Source organism: Bdellovibrio sp. SKB1291214, from assembly GCF_002209355.2.
In the GTDB taxonomy this organism is placed as follows: Bacteria; Bdellovibrionota; Bdellovibrionia; order Bdellovibrionales; family Bdellovibrionaceae; genus Bdellovibrio.
Window position 1 is genome coordinate 1,570,108 of the sequence record NZ_CP106855.1, and the last position, 16,942, is coordinate 1,587,049.

The following is a 16,942-nucleotide window of genomic DNA, read 5'->3' on the forward strand; positions in this document are numbered from 1 at the left end:
GTAAGAGGGGACAACTCAATGAAACAACTGATTATTATCCTTACTGCACTGTGGTCATTAGCTTCCTACGCGGCTCCGTCTATTCCCGAACTTCCCGAAGACGCTTGCGATAGTTTGAAATGCACAAAAGTTATGAAATCGATACTATCTGGCTTCAACAACACTCCTCATGCTGTAAGCCTTGAGCCCGCAGTCTACAGCGGTGGTTGCTATCACTTGGGTGATTTGAATCCAGATCATGAACACTTTGCTGCGTTAATGATTGATCAACTTGAAGACGGGACGACTTATTTCTCTTCAAACTTTGCATACTTCTATCCACAGAATCCCTATGCAAATTGGGACCTAACGAAAGGTCGCCAAGAGGCCACTGATTATGCCAGAAAGAACGCTCGTATCAAAGAGGGCAGCAATGCCTCAAGAGTCGAGATGCTGACATCTGAAGGTGCGCCCGCAGTTGTCTATTACATGCGCCAAGATCCACAGACCAAAACGATCTATTACATCACATATGGTGGCTTTGGTCCGCAAAGTACAAAGATCTTCTGTACGATGAATAAGAACCCGTAGTTTGTTGATATTTAAAATTAAATAGGCCTAGAAATAAAAAAAGCGATCACTAAGGATCGCTTTTTCGTTTTTTGCGTCTGCATTCAGCTAGGCTGACCAGCAAACAGATGGCGGAGAGTGAGGGATTCGAACCCTCGAGCCCCGCGAAGGGCTGCCAGTTTTCAAGACTGGTGTATTCAACCACTCTACCAACTCTCCGTCGACCGTTCTATGGGTTTTGACGTGAGTTATCAAGCGGTTGTTGTAATGACGCACAGCATATTTAGAGCCACCCCAGGAAGTGTGGCCCTAAGAACACTATTTAATCTCTGTTTTTCCACCCATATAGTTCTGAAGAGCCTTCGGAACCGCGATGGAGCCGTCTTCGCGTTGATAGTTCTCAAGAATCGCCACCAAAGTACGTCCTACCGCCAAGGCAGAACCGTTCAATGTGTGTACGAACTGAGGCTTCCCACCAGCTGAACGGAAACGGATATTCGCACGGCGAGCTTGGAAGTCCTCAAAGTTCGAGCACGAGCTGATCTCACGGAAAGCATTTTGACCAGGAAGCCATACCTCAAGGTCATGAGTTTTCGCAGATCCAAAGCCCATATCGCCCGTACACAAAAGCATGCGGCGGAATGGAAGCTCAAGGTCGATCAAAACTTGCTCTGCATGAGACGTCAAAGCCTCGTGAATTTCGTAAGACTTATCTGGATGACAGAACGTCATCAACTCAACCTTGTCGAACTGATGCTGACGAATCAAACCCTTCGTATCACGACCGGCACTGCCTGCTTCAGAACGGAAGCAAGGGGAGTAAGCACAGAAGCTTTGCGGAAGATCCTTTTCATCCAAGATTTCGTTATTATAGTAGTTCGTCACAGGAACTTCAGCCGTAGGAATCAAATAAAGATCAGAGCCTTCCAAATGAAAAACGTCTTCTTTAAATTTCGGGAAGTTACCAGTACCTGTCAGACTGTTTGAATTCACCATGAATGGTGGAATCATTTCAGTATAACCATGACGAGTAGAGTGCAAATCCATCATGAATTGAATCAATGAACGCTCAAGCTGAGCCGCCGCGCCCTTCAAGAAAGCAAAGCGAGTGCCCGTAGTTTTACCGGCACGTTCGAAATCGATGATGTTTAACTTTTCACCAAGTTCCCAGTGCTCTTTAGCTTGGAAAGAAAACTTTGGAGCTTCACCCCAAGTTTTAAGAATTTTATTTTCTTTCTCTGAGCTCCCCACCGGAACAGACGAGTGAGGTTTGTTTGGCATCACAAGAGCCAAATTAGTAACCTGCAAATCAGCTTCAGCAGCTTTTGCTTCAAGATCTTTTACGGAACCTTTAAGAGTATCAACTTCCGCCAAAAGCGATGAAGCGTCTTTGCCTTCGCGTTTTAGTTTACCAATCTCACCACTCAATTTGTTTTGATTGGCTTTTGCAGTCTCCGCTTGAGCGATCATTTCCTTACGCTTTTTATTAAGCTCCATGATCTGATCAAGAATTTCAGGTGTACCACCGCGATTGATCAATGCTTGCTTATAATCATCGTAATAAGAAGCGCCGTTTTCAGCTTTTTTCTCTAGAAGTTTAATATCGATCATTGTTCAGAAGTCCTCGGTTAAGGTGCGACCAGTATATACATTCTTAAAAGCATCCCGACAAGGACGACGATCAAATCAAAAATTAAGATTTGGGCAAAACTCCATTGAGAGAGGAGTTTCATGATAACTGCAACAACTACAACCGTCGCAAAAATCAGAGCGAAAGTTCCGTAACCGATCAATTCCTGACCGATCAACGCCAACGTCCCACCCACAAGAAGACCTGTGATCAAACGCAGTGTGATGTGCATGATCGTCATCGCCGTAGATTTTGCGCCTTCTTGAACATTGTTTGAAAAACTACTTAGCTTATCGCCGATTCCCATGGTGGCAGCCTCCGTTGACGTCCTAGTTGCCCATTCTGTTTAACTTGTTTTCTATTTCAGCACGATCCGGAGCATTTGGGGAGAGTCCTAGATATTTATTGTAGGACTGTGCTGCAGAGCGAATATCACCCTTGATCTCATAGATCGCCCCTTGCTCCCGGTAAATCTCAGCATACCCGCTTTCACGAGCCGCCGCCAAAGCAAGCATGTCTTCTGCCACTTCAATCGAAGCCGACTGACGATAGCACTGCGCAGCCTTTACATAAATATCAGCCCCTTGCGGACGCAGCTTCATGGCTTGAGAGTACTCCCCAGCACATTCTGTAAACTGTTTTTTAGCGGCATAAACTTCCGCTGCCAAAATGTATGGCTCAGCCAAGTTTGGATTTAGTTTCTTTTCTTGTTTTGCAGCATCGACCGCCGTGTTCAGATCACCAGAAGCAAATGCCGCTTTACCAATATAGTACCAAGTACGAGGGTAGTTCGGGTTCAAACGCTGTACACGCTTAAATTGGTTGATCGCTTCATCATAGCGGGCTGTTTCTAAATACAATTTACCTGCCTGAAATAAAGCTTCCCCATCGGTTGGATCAAGAACTGCTGCTTGCAAAAATGCTTTTAGGGACCTGTCATTTAATCCTAAGGCCTTATAGCTTTCTCCGAGACCCAACCAACCTTTTTTATTTTTTTGATCAGCTTCGACAACTTTTTCATAGATGTCTTTTGCCTGTGACCAGCGGTCTTCAGATTTCATGACCTCTGCCAAAGCGACCCGGTAATCAAGCGTATACGAAAAGCGCTTAATAAGTTCATTCAGGTAAGTCACACCGGCATCAACACCGTTGGTAGAGGCGAGCATTTTTGCATATGTGATTTGCGCATCTGGATTTGTGCCGTCAATTTCAACGGCCTTTGTCGCATAGCGAACGGAATCTTTTCCGGCTGCTTCTTTTCTTTCAATTTCTTTTTTATTCAACGGCATGATGGACAAAGCCAAGGCCCCATTTGCTTTTGCAAGCAAGATGTACGTGTCAATATCACCATCGTAGGCTTTAAGAGCACGCATCCCGTAATTCACAGCTCCAGCCATGTTATTTTTTCGGAATTCCAATAAAGCAAGTCCCCGCAAAACTTCATAGTTGTTCGGAGAAATCCGAATCGCACTGGTCAAAACTGTGGTTGCTCGAATAAAATCAAATCGCTGAGACAAATAATCAGCTTGAGTAACATAGGCAGAAATTAATTTTGGTTCGGCCTTGATAGCTTTATTGAGCATTTCGATGGCTTCGAAACTTTGATTCAGCTGCCATAGAGCTTTAGCGGCTTTCAGTGCTGCTGTCCCATTTTTAGGATCTGCCTCAAACGCAGCCTTAAACTCCGCCTGTGCAGACAAATAATCACCTTGGCGCACATACTGATCACCAATGAATAACAATTCATTATTTTGAGCTTTGCCTCCGCCGACTTTATCCGAACCACCCAAACGCAATACCAACTGGCGAAGGTCGCCATTGTTCGGATTTAAAGCAAACGCTTTCTGTGCCGAATCCAGGGCTTTTTTCTTTTCATTTCTCTCGACATAAATTTCTGCAAGAACTTGCAAGCCGGAGGATTCGGTCAAAGGAGGAACCAGGCTTTTTGATTCCATCGCCGCATTCAAGAATCCGAATGCAGAATCTGCTTTTTTAAATCCACGGTATTCCGTAATACCCATTAAAATTTTAGCTTCGCGATGTCTTGGATTTCGGGTCAACACTGTTCTAAAGATCTGCGATGCCTCGTTGTACTTACCCAACGACATATACAACTTTCCGAGCAGAACTTGCGGATGCAGCCACTTTTCCCATAGCTGAGATGCTTTTTCAAAATAAGGAACTGCATTGTTGTAGTCTTTTTCCAGTTCTAACATTTCTGCTTTATAGGCGTATAAAATTGGAATCAAAGAAAATGGTTCAGACGATTCAAGGGTCGCTTCGATGTTTCCGCGGGCTTCGCGATAACGACCCATCGTTAATAGTTTCACGGCCTCACACACTCGACCAAACGGGCTTACCACATTAATTGCGCGGGTACCCTGGGTTACAGCTGCAATCGTTTTTTGATCCTGAGCATCCTGTTTAGCAAATGGCCAAAGCTCTCTGTAAACCACACACAAAAGACCGCGCACTTCTAAATTCGAAGAAGATCCTTCGACGATGGAAACCAATTTGTTTTGCGCATCCAAGTACGACTCAAATGTGTCTTGCTCCATCGCAAACAAGGCTTCATTCATTTTCTTTTTAACATCGCCGTCACTCATTGGCGCAGAGTTTGGTCCCGGTGCTAACAAATGAATTTTGTCTCCGCGCGCAGGTCCTGTGTCCCACAAAAGCCAAATTCCCAACAATACAATCACAGCTAGTCCCACCAAGGGCACCTTCAAAGTCTTTACCAGCTGGTCTTTTTCCATCGTGCGCAGATTCGATAAATCGATAACTTTCGAATTGCCGCCCGTTTTGATCGTCGCAGTATTTGATGTTACAGAGCCCGGTATCGAGGCAGGCGTCACATGGGCAGGGGAATCATAAATATCAACTTTACGGCCCGCAAGTGGATCGACCTTGATGTTCGCCAAACTTTCACGCGATGGAGCATTTGGAATTGTTGAATTCGTTCCGCCAGATGAAGTCGGCGGTTTCATGATCACCGTTTCCGCCTCCATCTTTTGAACTTTTTTAGGATCGACGTCGACAACACCTTCAAGTGCTTCTAATAATTTGTCATAGAACGCAGGCTCTTTCGAAATCTGCGACCACTGACCATCCGGAAGTTTCGAAATCATTTCAGAGCCCGAAAAGACGCCCTCACCAATCATGCGAAGAATGGCTTCAGTAGAGTACGGGCCTTTAACTTGCCCACTGCGTGTTCGAACTACCCAAGTGACTTGAATGCGAGACATAGATGCCTAATAATACTGGGATTTTTGCCAAACAACCAAGTCTCACCGAATCCCACGTCTCACTCTGTGCTTTGGTCGGGAAACTGGTTCCAAAGTTGAACTGCAAACCCATATTGGAATTACCTCTAGTTCCGATTTGAGTGCGAGTCCCCCGTAAGGCCGCGCTCAGTTCAAACTGATTTGAATTGAGGAATGTCTCAAATTGGCACAGACCTTGCTCTAGGGAAAAGTGTCTTTGATTATTTGGGAGAAAAACTCTGTGATTAAGAATGCTTTGATTGCCGTATACATCTTACTAGTCCTTGCGATTTCCGCAGTGGCTCGTGCAGGTGTACTACCAAATCAAGCAACTCAAGGTGACGAAGTCATCGGTTCAGAATCTTCCAGCTATAATTACGAGACTCGTGTAGGTGAAGTTGCAGTTTTGGCTGACGGAACTTTTGTTTTAGTTCTTGATGCACAAAACACAATCCTTCTTCAATCGAACTTCGACCTTACACCTTTTGTTGGTTCTAAAGTTATGATTAGCGGTATCGAACAAGAGCATCAGCTTGCTCCCGCTTATGGAAATCACTCCGTGGATCCCCTCCCTGGAATGGTTTCTGGGAATAAGACGATTGTATTCGTAGTGTTCGGTATCTCTGAGGTTTCTCAGTAATCGTAAAGGTCTCAGCCCCAATCCCCTCCGTGGGCTGAGATCATTTTTTTTAAGTCCTAACAGGGTCAGCATAAATCCCCTCCTTGCTGGCCCTTTTTTTTGCCTTTTTTCTGCAACTAGAGCCGCTAGTTCGAAGATTCATCGAAATCAATTTGTTCTACCCGGCGCTGCCGTCGGCACGTCATCGTGACTCATCGGCGCCGGCTTTGCCGGTTCGCGCCATCGTGGCGCCAACGGAGGCCTCTCTTCGGAGGTACATCCCGCTTTCCACTCGAAGAATTTTGCTTGGTTTGTTGAGACATGTTCAAACAAACGGTCAGATGGGGAGATTTATTAGATCGGGGGAGTCCGAAAAAATGCGCTTCTGGGATTTTTTGATATCTGATTTTCTGTTTCATGAACTAGAGTTATGTCGCATCCAGTAACCGGAGCGGGTGTGAAAGATTGGGTTTGCTTCCTCGACAATCGCGGGAGCAGTCGAAAATAAAAAAGGCAGGATTGTTGATCCTGCCTTTTTGTTTGCGAATTTTGGTTTTGAACTATTCTTGGCGGCGGATTTTTGCGCCCAGAGAGGACAGTTTGTCTTCTAGTTTTTCGTAGCCTCGGTCTAAGTGGTAGATGCGGCTTACTACTGTTTCGCCGGATGCTACTAGGCCTGCCAGCACCAACGAGGCAGAGGCACGCAAGTCAGTTGCCATTACGGGGGCGCCAGTTAGTTTGCCTGGGTTGCCGCGGATAACTGCTACTCTTGTTTTTGGAGTGATGTCTGCACCCAATCGGCACAGTTCAGTTACGTGCATGAAGCGGTTTTCAAAAACTGTTTCCGTGATCACGCTTGTGCCGTTCGCAACCGTCATCAAAGCCATGAATTGAGCTTGAAGGTCTGTTGGGAAAAGTGGGTGAGGGGCTGTCGTGATGTCGACTGCTTCCCATTTGTCTGTTGGATACACAGTCATTGAATCTTTTGTTGTTTCGATTTTAAAACCTGCTTCGCGCATTTTCAAAATCAATGCTTCCAAGTGAGCTGGAACACACTTAGTAACTGTCACTTGGCCTTTAGTGATCGCGCCTGCGATCAACAAAGTACCTGCCTCAATACGATCTGGCATGATCGCATGTTTTGCTGGAGTTAGTTTTTCAACCCCTTCGATACGAATAACTGAAGTCCCGTGACCTGTGATCTTTGCACCCATTTTGTTTAAGTACTCTGCAAGGTCTACGATCTCTGGTTCTTTCGCTGCGTTTTCCAGGATAGTAACGCCTTTTGCAAGAGTCGCTGCCATCATCACGTTTTCTGTGCCACCCACAGTGACAGTCTCAAACAAGAATGTTGATCCTTGAAGTTTCGGAGCACCGGCGTGAACGTAACCTTCTTTTTGAGTGATCGTTGCTCCCAAAGCTTTGAAACCGTCTAAATGCAAATCGATAGGACGAGAACCAATTGCACAACCGCCTGGTTGAGAAACTACAGCTTCACCGTATTTGGCAAGCATCGGGCCCATGCACAAAAAGCTTGCACGCATTTTACGAACTAGATCGTAAGATGCTTCGAAAGATTTAGGTTTTGATACGTTAACGTGAAATTCATCACCGACCCATTTCGTTTCGCAACCAAGGCTGTTTAACAATTCAGAAGTCGATTCGATGTCTTTAAGTTTCGGCATGTTTGTGAATACGTGATTGCCCTCAGCCAACAACGTAGAAAACAAAATTGGAAGAGCAGCATTCTTAGCACCGCTTGCTGCAACTGTACCTTTAAGAGGGCCGTTGCCCATCACCACCATTTTATCCATGCTTAACTCCTGCGATCACTCGATCATGTCCTGAAAGATCTTTCAGAACGCGCACGTTTTTAAAAATATTTAAATCAGAATAAAAACTCTGCATAGCAGAGCCTTGGCTCATGCCCATTTCCATCATCATCACGGACTCTGATGATAGGTACGAAGCATACGCCTTAGACCACGATTTCAAAAGTGCTAATCCATTATCCTCTGCGAAAAGTGCAGTTGATGGTTCGAACTTTCTTACGGACTCCTGAACTGCAGAATCATCATTCGCAATGTAGGGAGGATTAGAGACTAATATGTCTATCGTGTTCTGTCCCATGAAGTTCCTGCAAGATGCCATTACAAGATCGACATTGGCTGCATCAGCATTAACGAATTGAACACGTTCGGCTACGCCCAAGCTGGCAGCGTTACGTTTAGCAACCTCGATAGCCTCCGCTGACAAATCAACGGATACAAGCTTTGCGTTTGGCAGCTCTTTTAAAATGCTAAGACCCAAACAACCGGTGCCGGTTCCTAGATCCACAATGCTATAGGCTTTGTCTTTGTCTTCTGCCCACTCAAGAACCTCTTCAACGATCTGTTCTGTTTCCGGGCGAGGAATTAGAGTCGCAGGGCTAACTTCAAAGCGGGATTTATAGAAATCGCGGTAACCTAAGATGTAAGCCACCGGCTCCCCTTGGCCACGACGACGAACCAACTCACGCAAACCCGAAAGTTCAGCTTCAGACAAGGGCTGATCGAACTTAAGGTAAAGCTGAATGCGCTCAAGCTTTAAGCTATGAGCGAACAACAGCTCCGCATCCAGACGAGGCGTATCTAGTTTTTTATCTTTGAAAAATGCGGTGGTCTTATCGAGTACTTCTTTGAGTTTCATTCAACCTAAGCAGAGGTTTGTTTTTTAAGAGCCTCTGCTTGGAAGTTAGCAACGAGTGGGTCGATCAGCAACCCAAAAGATCCGCTCATGACTTGGTCCAGCTGATGGATCGTAAGACCGATACGGTGATCAGTGATACGAGTCTGAGGGAAGTTGTAGGTACGGATACGCTCCGAACGATCGCCAGTACCGATTTGGTCCAAACGAACATCAGAAGCTTCTTTACGCGCTTTTTCGTCTTCGATTTGTTGAAGTTTTGCGTAAAGGATTTGGAAAGCACGCTCACGGTTCGCCGATTGGGATTTACCCTCTTGGCACTTCACATCAAGACCGGTCGGCAAATGCACAACACGGACTGCTGACTCAGTTCTATTGACGGACTGACCGCCCGAACCTTGAGAACGCATGGTTTCGATGCGCACGTCAGACATAGGGATGTTCACTTCTTTGATCTCGACCTCAGGGATAACGGCCACAGTTACCGTGGACGTATGGATACGACCCGCAGCCTCTGTAGCTGGAACACGCTGAACGCGATGTACGCCAGATTCAAATTTCAACTTGCTGAATACAGAATCACCCGTAACGGAAGCGATGATCTCTTTAGCTCCCCCGACGTTACCCTCGGAGAAAGAAATGACTTCAACCTTCCAACCTTGAGATGAAGCATAGTGAGTGTAGCCACGGAACATTTCCTCGGCGAACAAAGAGGCTTCGTCACCACCCGCGCCCGCACGAATCTCCAAGATGATATTCTTGTCGTCGTTTGGATCTTTCGGAATCAGTGCGATTTTCAACTGTTCTTCAAGCTCTGGAAGTGCCGCTTCAAGCTCTTTAACTTCTTCACGGATCAACTCGCGCATTTCTGGGTCTTGTTCGGCCGTCAAAAGTTCTTTGCTGGCTTTAAGATTCGCCGTCTTTTTCTTGTAGTCGCGGAAAGGGACAACAATCTTTTCCAAGTTCCCTAGCTCTTTCATTAGAGCGCGGTATTGAGTTTGGTTTGAAGCAATGTCGGGACGCTGAAGTGACATATTCACTTCTTCGTAACGTGATTCAACTTCTTCCAATTTCGAGAACATGGGGATTGCTCCTAAGTCAGTTGCAAGATCGAGTTGGTATTCAGAAATGAAAATGCGGTTCGAGTAAGGAACCGCATTTCACATAAGAGAGTCCTCCTGACGGAGGTCTGCAATTTACTTTTTGCCGTAACGTTTCTTGAAACGATCGATACGACCTTCAGTATCCATTACACGCTGTTTACCAGTGAAGAATGGGTGAGATGCTGAAGAGATCTCAACTTTAACTAGTGGATATTCTTTACCGTCTTCCCATTTAACCATTTCGTTAGATGAAAGAGTAGACGTTCCCAAGAACATGAAGTCGCAAGAAATATCTTTAAAAACGACAGTGTTCACTTTTGGATGAAGGTTTTGTTTCATGACCTGATTCCTTTTAAATAATTTAACCTGTGGGTCTTAAGCTGTAAGGATGTAACACAGGGGTTACCCGCTGTCGAGCATTAATCGCTGCTTTTTTTGGCAACAGTAGGACCTCAATTTAACACAGATAGTTCGTATAATACCTCATAATATCAATAATTTACTTTAATAATGCCTTATCCACAGTCTATTCCACAAAAGCCGGATCAGCCTCCTAAAACCAGACCCCTGCGCACGTTGAGCCTTTCACTATTGAAACTTGAGATTTACTGCGTGCTCACAGATATTCCCGCTTCGAAAAGAGGAATTTATGAAACTTTTGTGGCCGATTTTTGCAATCCTGATGGCAACCCAAGCAGCTCATGCAGAGAAAATTTATTGTTATTTTACGGAACCCTTCATCAACCTAACCTACGACTCTGATACGAACTTGGTGGTTCATAGCTCCCCAGGAAATGACGACAAAGTGGGAGAGGCAGAAGTTGTCTTTAATAAGAACGGCTCAATTTTGATTACTGTCGTCGGAATCAATAACTCATTACTGATCGACACAACTAAGCCAGGCAGCGATGGCATGTCAGATTTTATTTATCCATTCGAAGCAGTTGTGAATGGAACTTTGTATGGTGGCTGTGAAACTGATCACATCAAAAAGAAGTTAAGCACACTTCATGGGTTGTGCGCTCAGTAAACTTTTGCATCGAATTTTATTAAGAGCGACAGGGGAGCAGAATGCTCCCTTTTTTGTTTCCCTGACAAAGTAAAAAAATCCCTCTAAAATTCCCCGTTTTGAAATTTCAACTTTGCGTGGCTGAGTTTCCAGATTTTCTGTTTAAGCCATGGCATAAATGCGTTGTTTGAAAAAACGGAGGATTCATGAAATTAACAAAATACGCTTTGGGAGCAGCTTTGATGTCAATGACACTTGTTTCCTGCGGAGACAGTGGTGGCAGCGGCAACTCAACAGCCACGACTGCATATTCTATTCAAAACGGTCAGTGTTATAACGGCAACTCTCAAGTGGTAGATTATAACTACTGCACCAGCCTTTCAAATTACTACCAAGTGAATTCTTATTGCTACAATCCAACTGGCGCGCGCGTGGACGATAGCTATTGCCGCAACAACGGATATTTGAATCTTCAACCAAGACAATGCAACGACGGCAAGTTTTTTATGCCTCGCCAAGGTCGCATGCACGAAGTAAATTGCAGAAACAGAAACTGTCGCGACAATTTGATGTTCGATGATCGTGGCAGACCCATTCACTGCCGCTAATTAAACCAATATCAGCAAAAGAAAAAGGGAGTCTAACGACTCCCTTTCCATATCTTCAATTTTTAGAATTGTCGTTTTTCGCTAAACCTTAGCTTGGTCCCGACATTGCCTTTAAGAAGTCTAAATTAGATTTCGTGTTACCCACTTTATCCAACAAGAAATCCATTGCGTCGACAACGTTCATTGGCGCCAATACTTTTCTTAGGATCCACAGACGGTTTAGGTCTGCTTTATCAATCAACAGGTCTTCTTTACGAGTACCTGATTTATTGATGTCCATACAAGGGAAGATACGTTTTTCCATAAGCTTACGATCCAAATGGATCTCGGCATTACCAGTACCTTTAAATTCCTCGAAGATAACCTCATCCATACGAGAACCAGTATCGATCAATGCTGTTGCGATGATCGTCAATGATCCACCCTCTTCGATGTTACGAGCAGCACCGAAGAAACGTTTTGGTTTATGAAGGGCGTTGGAATCCACACCACCCGACAAGATTTTTCCTGATGGAGGAACAACCGTGTTGTAAGCACGAGCCAAACGCGTGATGGAATCTAGCAAGATTACAACGTCATGTTTATGTTCAACCAAACGTTTTGCTTTTTCGATAACCATCTCTGCTACTTGAACGTGACGAGTTGGTGGTTCATCGAAAGTAGACGATACAACTTCACCTTTTACAGTACGTTGCATGTCAGTCACCTCTTCCGGACGTTCATCGATCAATAGAACGATCAACTTCACTTCAGGATGATTTGCAGTAATCGCGTTTGCGATTTGTTGCATAAGAACTGTTTTACCGGTTCTTGGAGGTGCCACGATCAAGGCACGTTGACCTTTACCAAGTGGAGCCATCAAGTCCACAACGCGAGTCGTGTAATCGCCTGGGTTGTGTTCAAGTTTCAAACGCTGATTTGGATAAAGCGGCGTCAAGTTGTCGAATAGGATTTTGTCTTTACCTTTTTCAGTTGTCTCGAAATTTAGAGAATCAACTTTCAAAAGTGCGAAGTAACGCTCGCCCTCTTTAGGGGGACGAACTGTCCCTGTAACTGTGTCACCCGTTCTCAAGCCGAAACGACGGATTTGAGAAGGAGAAACGTAGATATCATCCGGACCTGGTAGGTAGTTGTAATCCGGAGAACGCAAGAAACCGTAGCCATCTGGCAAGATTTCAAGGACGCCAGAACCGTAAATGTCCTGACCAAGTTTTGCAGCACGTTTCAAAATTTCGAAAATCATGTCCTGACGGCGAAGACCGGCAGCGTTCTCAATTTTAAGTTTTGTTGCAAGCTCAGTAAGCTGAGTGATGTTTTTGGATTTCAAATCCTTAGATGACAACCAAGATTTCTCTTCGTCTGTCAGCTGGATGTCTGCCAAATCAACGTCTGGTTGGTGAGATACGTTTTGATCATCGCCAGCAGGTTGGTGGTCTTCGTTTCTTCCACGGTGGAAGTCGCGGCGTGGGCCGTTATTGTGGCGTGGGCCGCGGTCGTTTCTGTCGTTCCGATCATTTCTGTCGTTGCGATCTCCACGGTCGTTTCTGTCACCGCGATCGCGGTTGTCTCTATTATTAGGTCGGAATTCACGACGGTGTTGATTTTGTTGAGGGCGGTCTTGTCGTTGTTGCTGCTGTTGAGGTGCTGGCTCAGAAGAACCGGCTGCGGAGGCTTCAGCGGACGCTGGTGCAGCAGGGGCTTGTGCAGGTTCTGCAGCAACAGGTGCGGCAGTAACCTCTGGAGCAGACTCTACCGGAGCTGCTTCTGCAGTCTTCGTAGTGCGTGTACGTTTCTTAACGACTTCAACGCCTTGTGAATCTTTTGGTTCGGACAAACAAATTCTCCTTGTGGGATTTATAATAAACAGAAAAAAGAGAGAGATCTTTATAGAAGTAGGGTCCGACTGGACCTGTTACTGTGTGCTTGCCCCCACTGTCCTTGATTGGGGGATGCCTTGTCAACGGGAAAACGACCCCTCCCGGCGGCCAGCCGGTACGGCTCGCTTTTCGGAGTCATTAAATGACCGGGTTCAAGAATGTTTCAGAGTTTGACCAAAGCTTTGTCATTTCAATGAGTTAGTCTCATTTTGAGACGCCGTGGTTTCCCCACTGTTACCATAATAATAGCATATTTTTGTGGAGGACTCTTAATTTTTCAGGGGGAAATCCGATGAGTTAAGAAGCTACTTTAAGCAAAATCAAGGAGTTAACCGTGGAGGACACTGCAAAGGTTCCGGCACCAAGAACCCCTCTAAACCTAGAGGTTTCTTTCAAGCGTAACTATGCGCGTGAGGAAACTACAGGCACGCTTAAGAATATCAGCATCTCAGGAGCCTTCTTAGAGTTTACGGGCGGTCAGGTACGCGCCAACGAGAAATTGCATTTGATGTTTGTCGTTGCCGGACGCGAGCGCAAGGTCGCGGCTCATGTAATTTGGGCAAACTCAAGTGGATGCGGCGTGAAGTTCATGCCCGTGAACAACAGAGACGTTCAGATCGTTGATGATCTGATTTATTTCGTTGAGAACGGTCGTGAAGAAAATAGATCCGTGATGGATTCGATCTTCAAAAAAGTCGGATAGATCACGAATTTACGTAGTTCGTTTTAACAAATTAAAAAGCCCACTGCTAAAGTGGGCTTTTTCTTTTTAATCAGTTTTCGATTTCATTCTCGAATATCGATTAAGTTCCTACGTGAGTGTTGTCCATAGACTGTTGCTCAAGCTCACGTTGTCTGCGTTTCTTTCTCATGACGATCAAGATTGCCAAACCTGCCGCTGCCAAACCAACTACACCCAAAGCCATAGTTGTATCGTTGTCCATTCCACCAGCTGCAGCACCTGCATCTTCGTGGTGTGGAGGATTCATCGCCGGCATTGGAGGCGGCGGTGGTGGCGGAGCCATTTGCGCTTGATCCATTGGTGGAGGTGGCGGCGGAGCCATTTGTTGGTCTGGCGCTGGAGGAGCTTGCTGAGCCATATCTGGCATCGGTGGAGGAGGAATATCAGCAGCTGCTTGTTGCGGAGGAACGTCCATTGCTGGAGGAGCATCCGGCATCGGCGGAGCTTCACCCATTGGTGGAGCTTGTTGAGCAGCCGCGACCTCTTGATGTTGAGCTACTGGAGCTGCAGCAGCCACTTGGCCACCTTTCCAGTATTGCAATTGCGTACCTTCAGGAATATCTGTTTTAGATTCGATAGAGTTTGAAGCCCAAACTTCTTTCCAAGCATCTTTATAACCAAGAAGTTCTTTTGAAACAGAGCGGATGTTGTCGCCTGCTTTAGCAGTGTAAACTTCAGGTTGAATGCCATTATCTTCATAGTAAGTGATCATACGACCAGAATCGTCAGGGCGGTGAGGTGAGTTGTAATAAACTTTATCACCTGGTTTCACGCTGCCACGATTTGCGATCGTAGGATTGCCTTTTTTAATCTCTTTAACTTTTTTAGCATCACCATAGATCATTGTGCTGATGCTTTTCAATGTGTCGCCTGGGCGAGCGAAGTAAACCGTGTTGTACCACGTTTTACCAACCTGCCACGGTGAAGTCGCAACTTTTTGCAAAGATACTGCTGGCTTCTTTGGAGCTGCTTCAGCGCTTTGATCAACATAAGTTGTTGAAGCAGTGCTTGACGGCTCTGACATTGAAGATGAACCCACATCCGAAGTTGGTTCTGGGACAGATGAAGATGCAGTGTCCATTGGAGCTGGTGCATCTGGTTGTGGTGCAAATGGATCTGCAGGAAGTTCCGCTACCGTTGGCTCAGCCGGAGGAGCATCTGCAGGCGCATCCGTAGGTGCTGGAGCTGCTGCCATATCCGTATTAGTTTCGCCAAGTGCGTCTTCTGGAAGTTGGTCAGAGGATGCCGGAGCACCTTCAGTACCTGCTTGAAGAGCTTCTTCGCCTTCAAGTTTTTCCAAGTCAGCTGAATCAAAGTCAGAAGTGACTTCGTCTCCAGATTTAGTATCTTTGCTGAAAAGGCTGCAGGCGCTAAGGTTTGCAACCAATCCGAAACACGCTAGTAGTACAACGAGTTTTTTCATCATTTTTCGTCCTTGAGTGATGCTACGAAACATACTGTTTCATCAACCGTTAATATCAATCTAAAGCCAAGTATAGAAGGCTGGCAATCATTTAACCTTACACTAGACTATGGATTGATTTTCAATTTTGTACCAAGCTTAATTTTGTTTTTGTCAAACCAGCCCTTATTCATCTCTAGAGCGTATTTTGCGGGTTGTGCGCTAGCATAATTGGGAAGGGCCGTGTCTGCTAGACCTTTGCCAGATTTCATTTCCTGAATATCAATAAGTTTTCCGTCCTTATTAAAATAGGCAATCGACAAATCGATCAACGTATCTTTCATCCAAAAGAAACGCGTTTGTTCGTTAGGGAAAACAAATAACATTCCCTCGTCTTCCCCGAGATGAGTACGCATCATCAGACCTTGTTCCTGTTGCTTACTTGTCGTTGCGACCTCAACAGTTAAAGTTTTGTTGCCCAGTTTAATTGTTTTTTTCGGAAAATTTTCAGCCGCGCCAGATACTAACGCAAAACTAAGAATGATCCCCAGAACGAAGCATCTCAAGAGCGACGCCATACCTAACCCCTTTAGTAGAAACAACTATGCCAGCCATTCCTAATGATTTAACTGTATTTAATAAGATGGAAGCCCCTGCAAAAATAATATCGGCGCGACCACCCAGTTGGTACCTGCTTCGCTTTTCCTCGACTGAAGTTTGGGCGAATGTTTGAACCCAATGATCTAGACGTTCTTTGCTAAGAAAGTAGTTATCCACTTTCTTTTCATCAAACCCACCGACTTCGATCGCAACTATAGAAGTGGGAGTTCCCGCGACCGCAAGAATCTGATCCAGCTTGTTTTGCCGAATTTTTGGTAAGATCGTTTGTAACTGCTCATTTATATAGTCATTAAGCTTATTTTGCTCAGCTAGGGGAACGGGTTGTTGTGTAACAAATCTTTCTGTTAAGCGAACTCCGCCCATATTTAAGCTTTCGCCGAAAAGAATTTTTTCACCGTGACCGACGATAAACTCTGTCGAACCACCACCCACATCAATGACCAAATTTGTTTTCGTGGGGTCAATCACGCCACCCGACGCGCCTTGATAACTGATCCGAGCCTCGTCTTCACCCGGGATAACTTCAATAGGAATTCCCAATTCTTTGCCGATATCGAAAAGGGCTTGGCCATTTTTAGCATCACGAGCCGCCGAAGTAGCCATCGCCAAAATTTTATCAACATTGTGTTTGTCGATTTCTTTTTTAAATTCTGTCAGGCATTTTTTTGCGCGGACCAAGGCTTCAGGATGAAGTTCTCCCGTTTTATCGACGTCTTGACCCAGTCGAACCACTTCGACCAAGTCTTTGTGCACTTTGGTAATTCCACTCTTGTCACCTTCGGCAATTAAGCATAGAAAAGTATTTGTTCCTAAATCCAGCGCCGCGATTTTCAT

Annotated in this window: 16 protein-coding genes and 1 tRNA gene; 5 read left to right on the forward strand and 12 right to left on the reverse strand. The window is 45.3% G+C overall.

Features of this window, described 5'->3' with window-relative positions:
* Positions 1-18: 18 nt before the first annotated feature.
* Positions 19-570 (forward strand): hypothetical protein, encoded by a 552-nt coding sequence (locus B9G69_RS07815; protein WP_088616078.1) that lies wholly within the window; start codon positions 19-21, stop codon positions 568-570.
* A 108-nt stretch (positions 571-678) separates the two neighbouring features.
* On the opposite strand, the gene B9G69_RS07820 is transcribed toward B9G69_RS07815, so the two are convergent.
* The 4 genes from B9G69_RS07820 to B9G69_RS07835 form a co-directional block, all read right to left on the reverse strand.
* Positions 679-768: transfer RNA gene (locus B9G69_RS07820), tRNA-Ser, on the reverse strand.
* Between the two features lie 99 nt (positions 769-867).
* Complete coding sequence (gene serS, locus B9G69_RS07825) at positions 868-2,160, reverse strand: serine--tRNA ligase (protein ID WP_088616077.1); 1,293 nt, start codon at positions 2,158-2,160, stop codon at positions 868-870.
* A 17-nt stretch (positions 2,161-2,177) separates the two neighbouring features.
* Positions 2,178-2,486 carry a hypothetical protein gene (locus tag B9G69_RS07830; RefSeq protein WP_088616076.1) on the reverse strand — a complete coding sequence of 103 codons (309 nt, stop codon included), beginning with the start codon at positions 2,484-2,486 and terminating at the stop codon, positions 2,178-2,180.
* Positions 2,487-2,508: 22 nt separating this feature from the next.
* Positions 2,509-5,424: a tetratricopeptide repeat protein gene (locus B9G69_RS07835; RefSeq protein ID WP_088616075.1), complete on the reverse strand. Its 2,916-nt coding sequence runs from the start codon at positions 5,422-5,424 to the stop codon at positions 2,509-2,511.
* 229 nt (positions 5,425-5,653) lie between these two features.
* Between B9G69_RS07835 and B9G69_RS07840 the strand changes: the two genes are divergently transcribed.
* Complete coding sequence (locus B9G69_RS07840) at positions 5,654-6,082, forward strand: hypothetical protein (protein ID WP_254916934.1); 429 nt, start codon at positions 5,654-5,656, stop codon at positions 6,080-6,082.
* 539 nt (positions 6,083-6,621) lie between these two features.
* Here B9G69_RS07840 and murA read toward each other — a convergent pair.
* The 4 genes from murA to B9G69_RS07860 all read right to left on the reverse strand — a co-directional run bounded on the left by murA (position 6,622) and on the right by B9G69_RS07860 (position 10,188).
* Positions 6,622-7,875 (reverse strand): UDP-N-acetylglucosamine 1-carboxyvinyltransferase, encoded by a 1,254-nt coding sequence (gene murA / locus B9G69_RS07845; RefSeq protein ID WP_088616074.1) that lies wholly within the window; start codon positions 7,873-7,875, stop codon positions 6,622-6,624.
* A complete protein-coding gene (gene prmC, locus B9G69_RS07850; protein ID WP_088616073.1) occupies positions 7,868-8,749 on the reverse strand; it encodes a peptide chain release factor N(5)-glutamine methyltransferase in 882 nt (293 codons plus the stop codon). Before prmC ends, murA begins: the two co-directional genes overlap by 8 nt.
* A gap of 5 nt (positions 8,750-8,754) precedes the next feature.
* Positions 8,755-9,828, reverse strand: a complete 1,074-nt coding sequence (prfA, locus tag B9G69_RS07855) for a peptide chain release factor 1 (protein WP_088616072.1) — start codon at positions 9,826-9,828, stop codon at positions 8,755-8,757.
* Positions 9,829-9,942: 114 nt separating this feature from the next.
* On the reverse strand, positions 9,943-10,188 hold the full coding sequence (locus B9G69_RS07860; protein WP_088616071.1) for a type B 50S ribosomal protein L31: 246 nt from the start codon (positions 10,186-10,188) through the stop codon (positions 9,943-9,945).
* Positions 10,189-10,498: 310 nt separating this feature from the next.
* Between B9G69_RS07860 and B9G69_RS07865 the strand changes: the two genes are divergently transcribed.
* Positions 10,499-10,879, forward strand: a complete 381-nt coding sequence (locus B9G69_RS07865; protein WP_088616070.1) for a hypothetical protein — start codon at positions 10,499-10,501, stop codon at positions 10,877-10,879.
* A 185-nt stretch (positions 10,880-11,064) separates the two neighbouring features.
* Positions 11,065-11,466 (forward strand): hypothetical protein, encoded by a 402-nt coding sequence (locus B9G69_RS07870; protein ID WP_088616069.1) that lies wholly within the window; start codon positions 11,065-11,067, stop codon positions 11,464-11,466.
* 88 nt (positions 11,467-11,554) lie between these two features.
* Here B9G69_RS07870 and rho read toward each other — a convergent pair whose 3' ends face one another.
* Positions 11,555-13,300, reverse strand: coding sequence for a transcription termination factor Rho (gene rho, locus B9G69_RS07875; protein ID WP_322740777.1), 1,746 nt, complete (start codon positions 13,298-13,300; stop codon positions 11,555-11,557).
* Positions 13,301-13,677: 377 nt separating this feature from the next.
* Between rho and B9G69_RS07880 the strand changes: the two genes are divergently transcribed.
* On the forward strand, positions 13,678-14,046 hold the full coding sequence (locus tag B9G69_RS07880; RefSeq protein WP_088616067.1) for a PilZ domain-containing protein: 369 nt from the start codon (positions 13,678-13,680) through the stop codon (positions 14,044-14,046).
* Positions 14,047-14,146: 100 nt separating this feature from the next.
* Here B9G69_RS07880 and B9G69_RS07885 read toward each other — a convergent pair whose 3' ends face one another.
* From B9G69_RS07885 to B9G69_RS07895, 3 genes are all read right to left on the reverse strand, one after another.
* Positions 14,147-15,511, reverse strand: a complete 1,365-nt coding sequence (locus B9G69_RS07885; RefSeq protein WP_141096941.1) for a LysM peptidoglycan-binding domain-containing protein — start codon at positions 15,509-15,511, stop codon at positions 14,147-14,149.
* 104 nt (positions 15,512-15,615) lie between these two features.
* Positions 15,616-16,065, reverse strand: coding sequence for a DUF192 domain-containing protein (locus B9G69_RS07890; protein ID WP_088616066.1), 450 nt, complete (start codon positions 16,063-16,065; stop codon positions 15,616-15,618).
* A complete protein-coding gene (locus B9G69_RS07895; RefSeq protein WP_088616065.1) occupies positions 16,022-16,942 on the reverse strand; it encodes a Ppx/GppA phosphatase family protein in 921 nt (306 codons plus the stop codon). Before B9G69_RS07895 ends, B9G69_RS07890 begins: the two co-directional genes overlap by 44 nt.

Bases quoted from the DNA above. Each gene is read 5' to 3' on its own strand.
- B9G69_RS07815 (WP_088616078.1), top strand. From the start codon at position 19: ATGAAACAACTGATTATTATCCTTACTGCACTGTGGTCATTAGCTTCC.
- B9G69_RS07890 (WP_088616066.1), bottom strand. From the start codon at position 16,065: ATGGCGTCGCTCTTGAGATGCTTCGTTCTGGGGATCATTCTTAGTTTT.
- B9G69_RS07870 (WP_088616069.1), top strand. From the start codon at position 11,065: ATGAAATTAACAAAATACGCTTTGGGAGCAGCTTTGATGTCAATGACA.
- B9G69_RS07895 (WP_088616065.1), bottom strand. From the start codon at position 16,942: ATGAAAATCGCGGCGCTGGATTTAGGAACAAATACTTTTCTATGCTTA.
- B9G69_RS07885 (WP_141096941.1), bottom strand. From the start codon at position 15,511: ATGATGAAAAAACTCGTTGTACTACTAGCGTGTTTCGGATTGGTTGCA.
- serS (WP_088616077.1), bottom strand. From the start codon at position 2,160: ATGATCGATATTAAACTTCTAGAGAAAAAAGCTGAAAACGGCGCTTCT.
- B9G69_RS07860 (WP_088616071.1), bottom strand. From the start codon at position 10,188: ATGAAACAAAACCTTCATCCAAAAGTGAACACTGTCGTTTTTAAAGAT.
- B9G69_RS07835 (WP_088616075.1), bottom strand. From the start codon at position 5,424: ATGTCTCGCATTCAAGTCACTTGGGTAGTTCGAACACGCAGTGGGCAA.
- B9G69_RS07865 (WP_088616070.1), top strand. From the start codon at position 10,499: ATGAAACTTTTGTGGCCGATTTTTGCAATCCTGATGGCAACCCAAGCA.
- murA (WP_088616074.1), bottom strand. From the start codon at position 7,875: ATGGATAAAATGGTGGTGATGGGCAACGGCCCTCTTAAAGGTACAGTT.
- prmC (WP_088616073.1), bottom strand. From the start codon at position 8,749: ATGAAACTCAAAGAAGTACTCGATAAGACCACCGCATTTTTCAAAGAT.
- B9G69_RS07830 (WP_088616076.1), bottom strand. From the start codon at position 2,486: ATGGGAATCGGCGATAAGCTAAGTAGTTTTTCAAACAATGTTCAAGAA.
- prfA (WP_088616072.1), bottom strand. From the start codon at position 9,828: ATGTTCTCGAAATTGGAAGAAGTTGAATCACGTTACGAAGAAGTGAAT.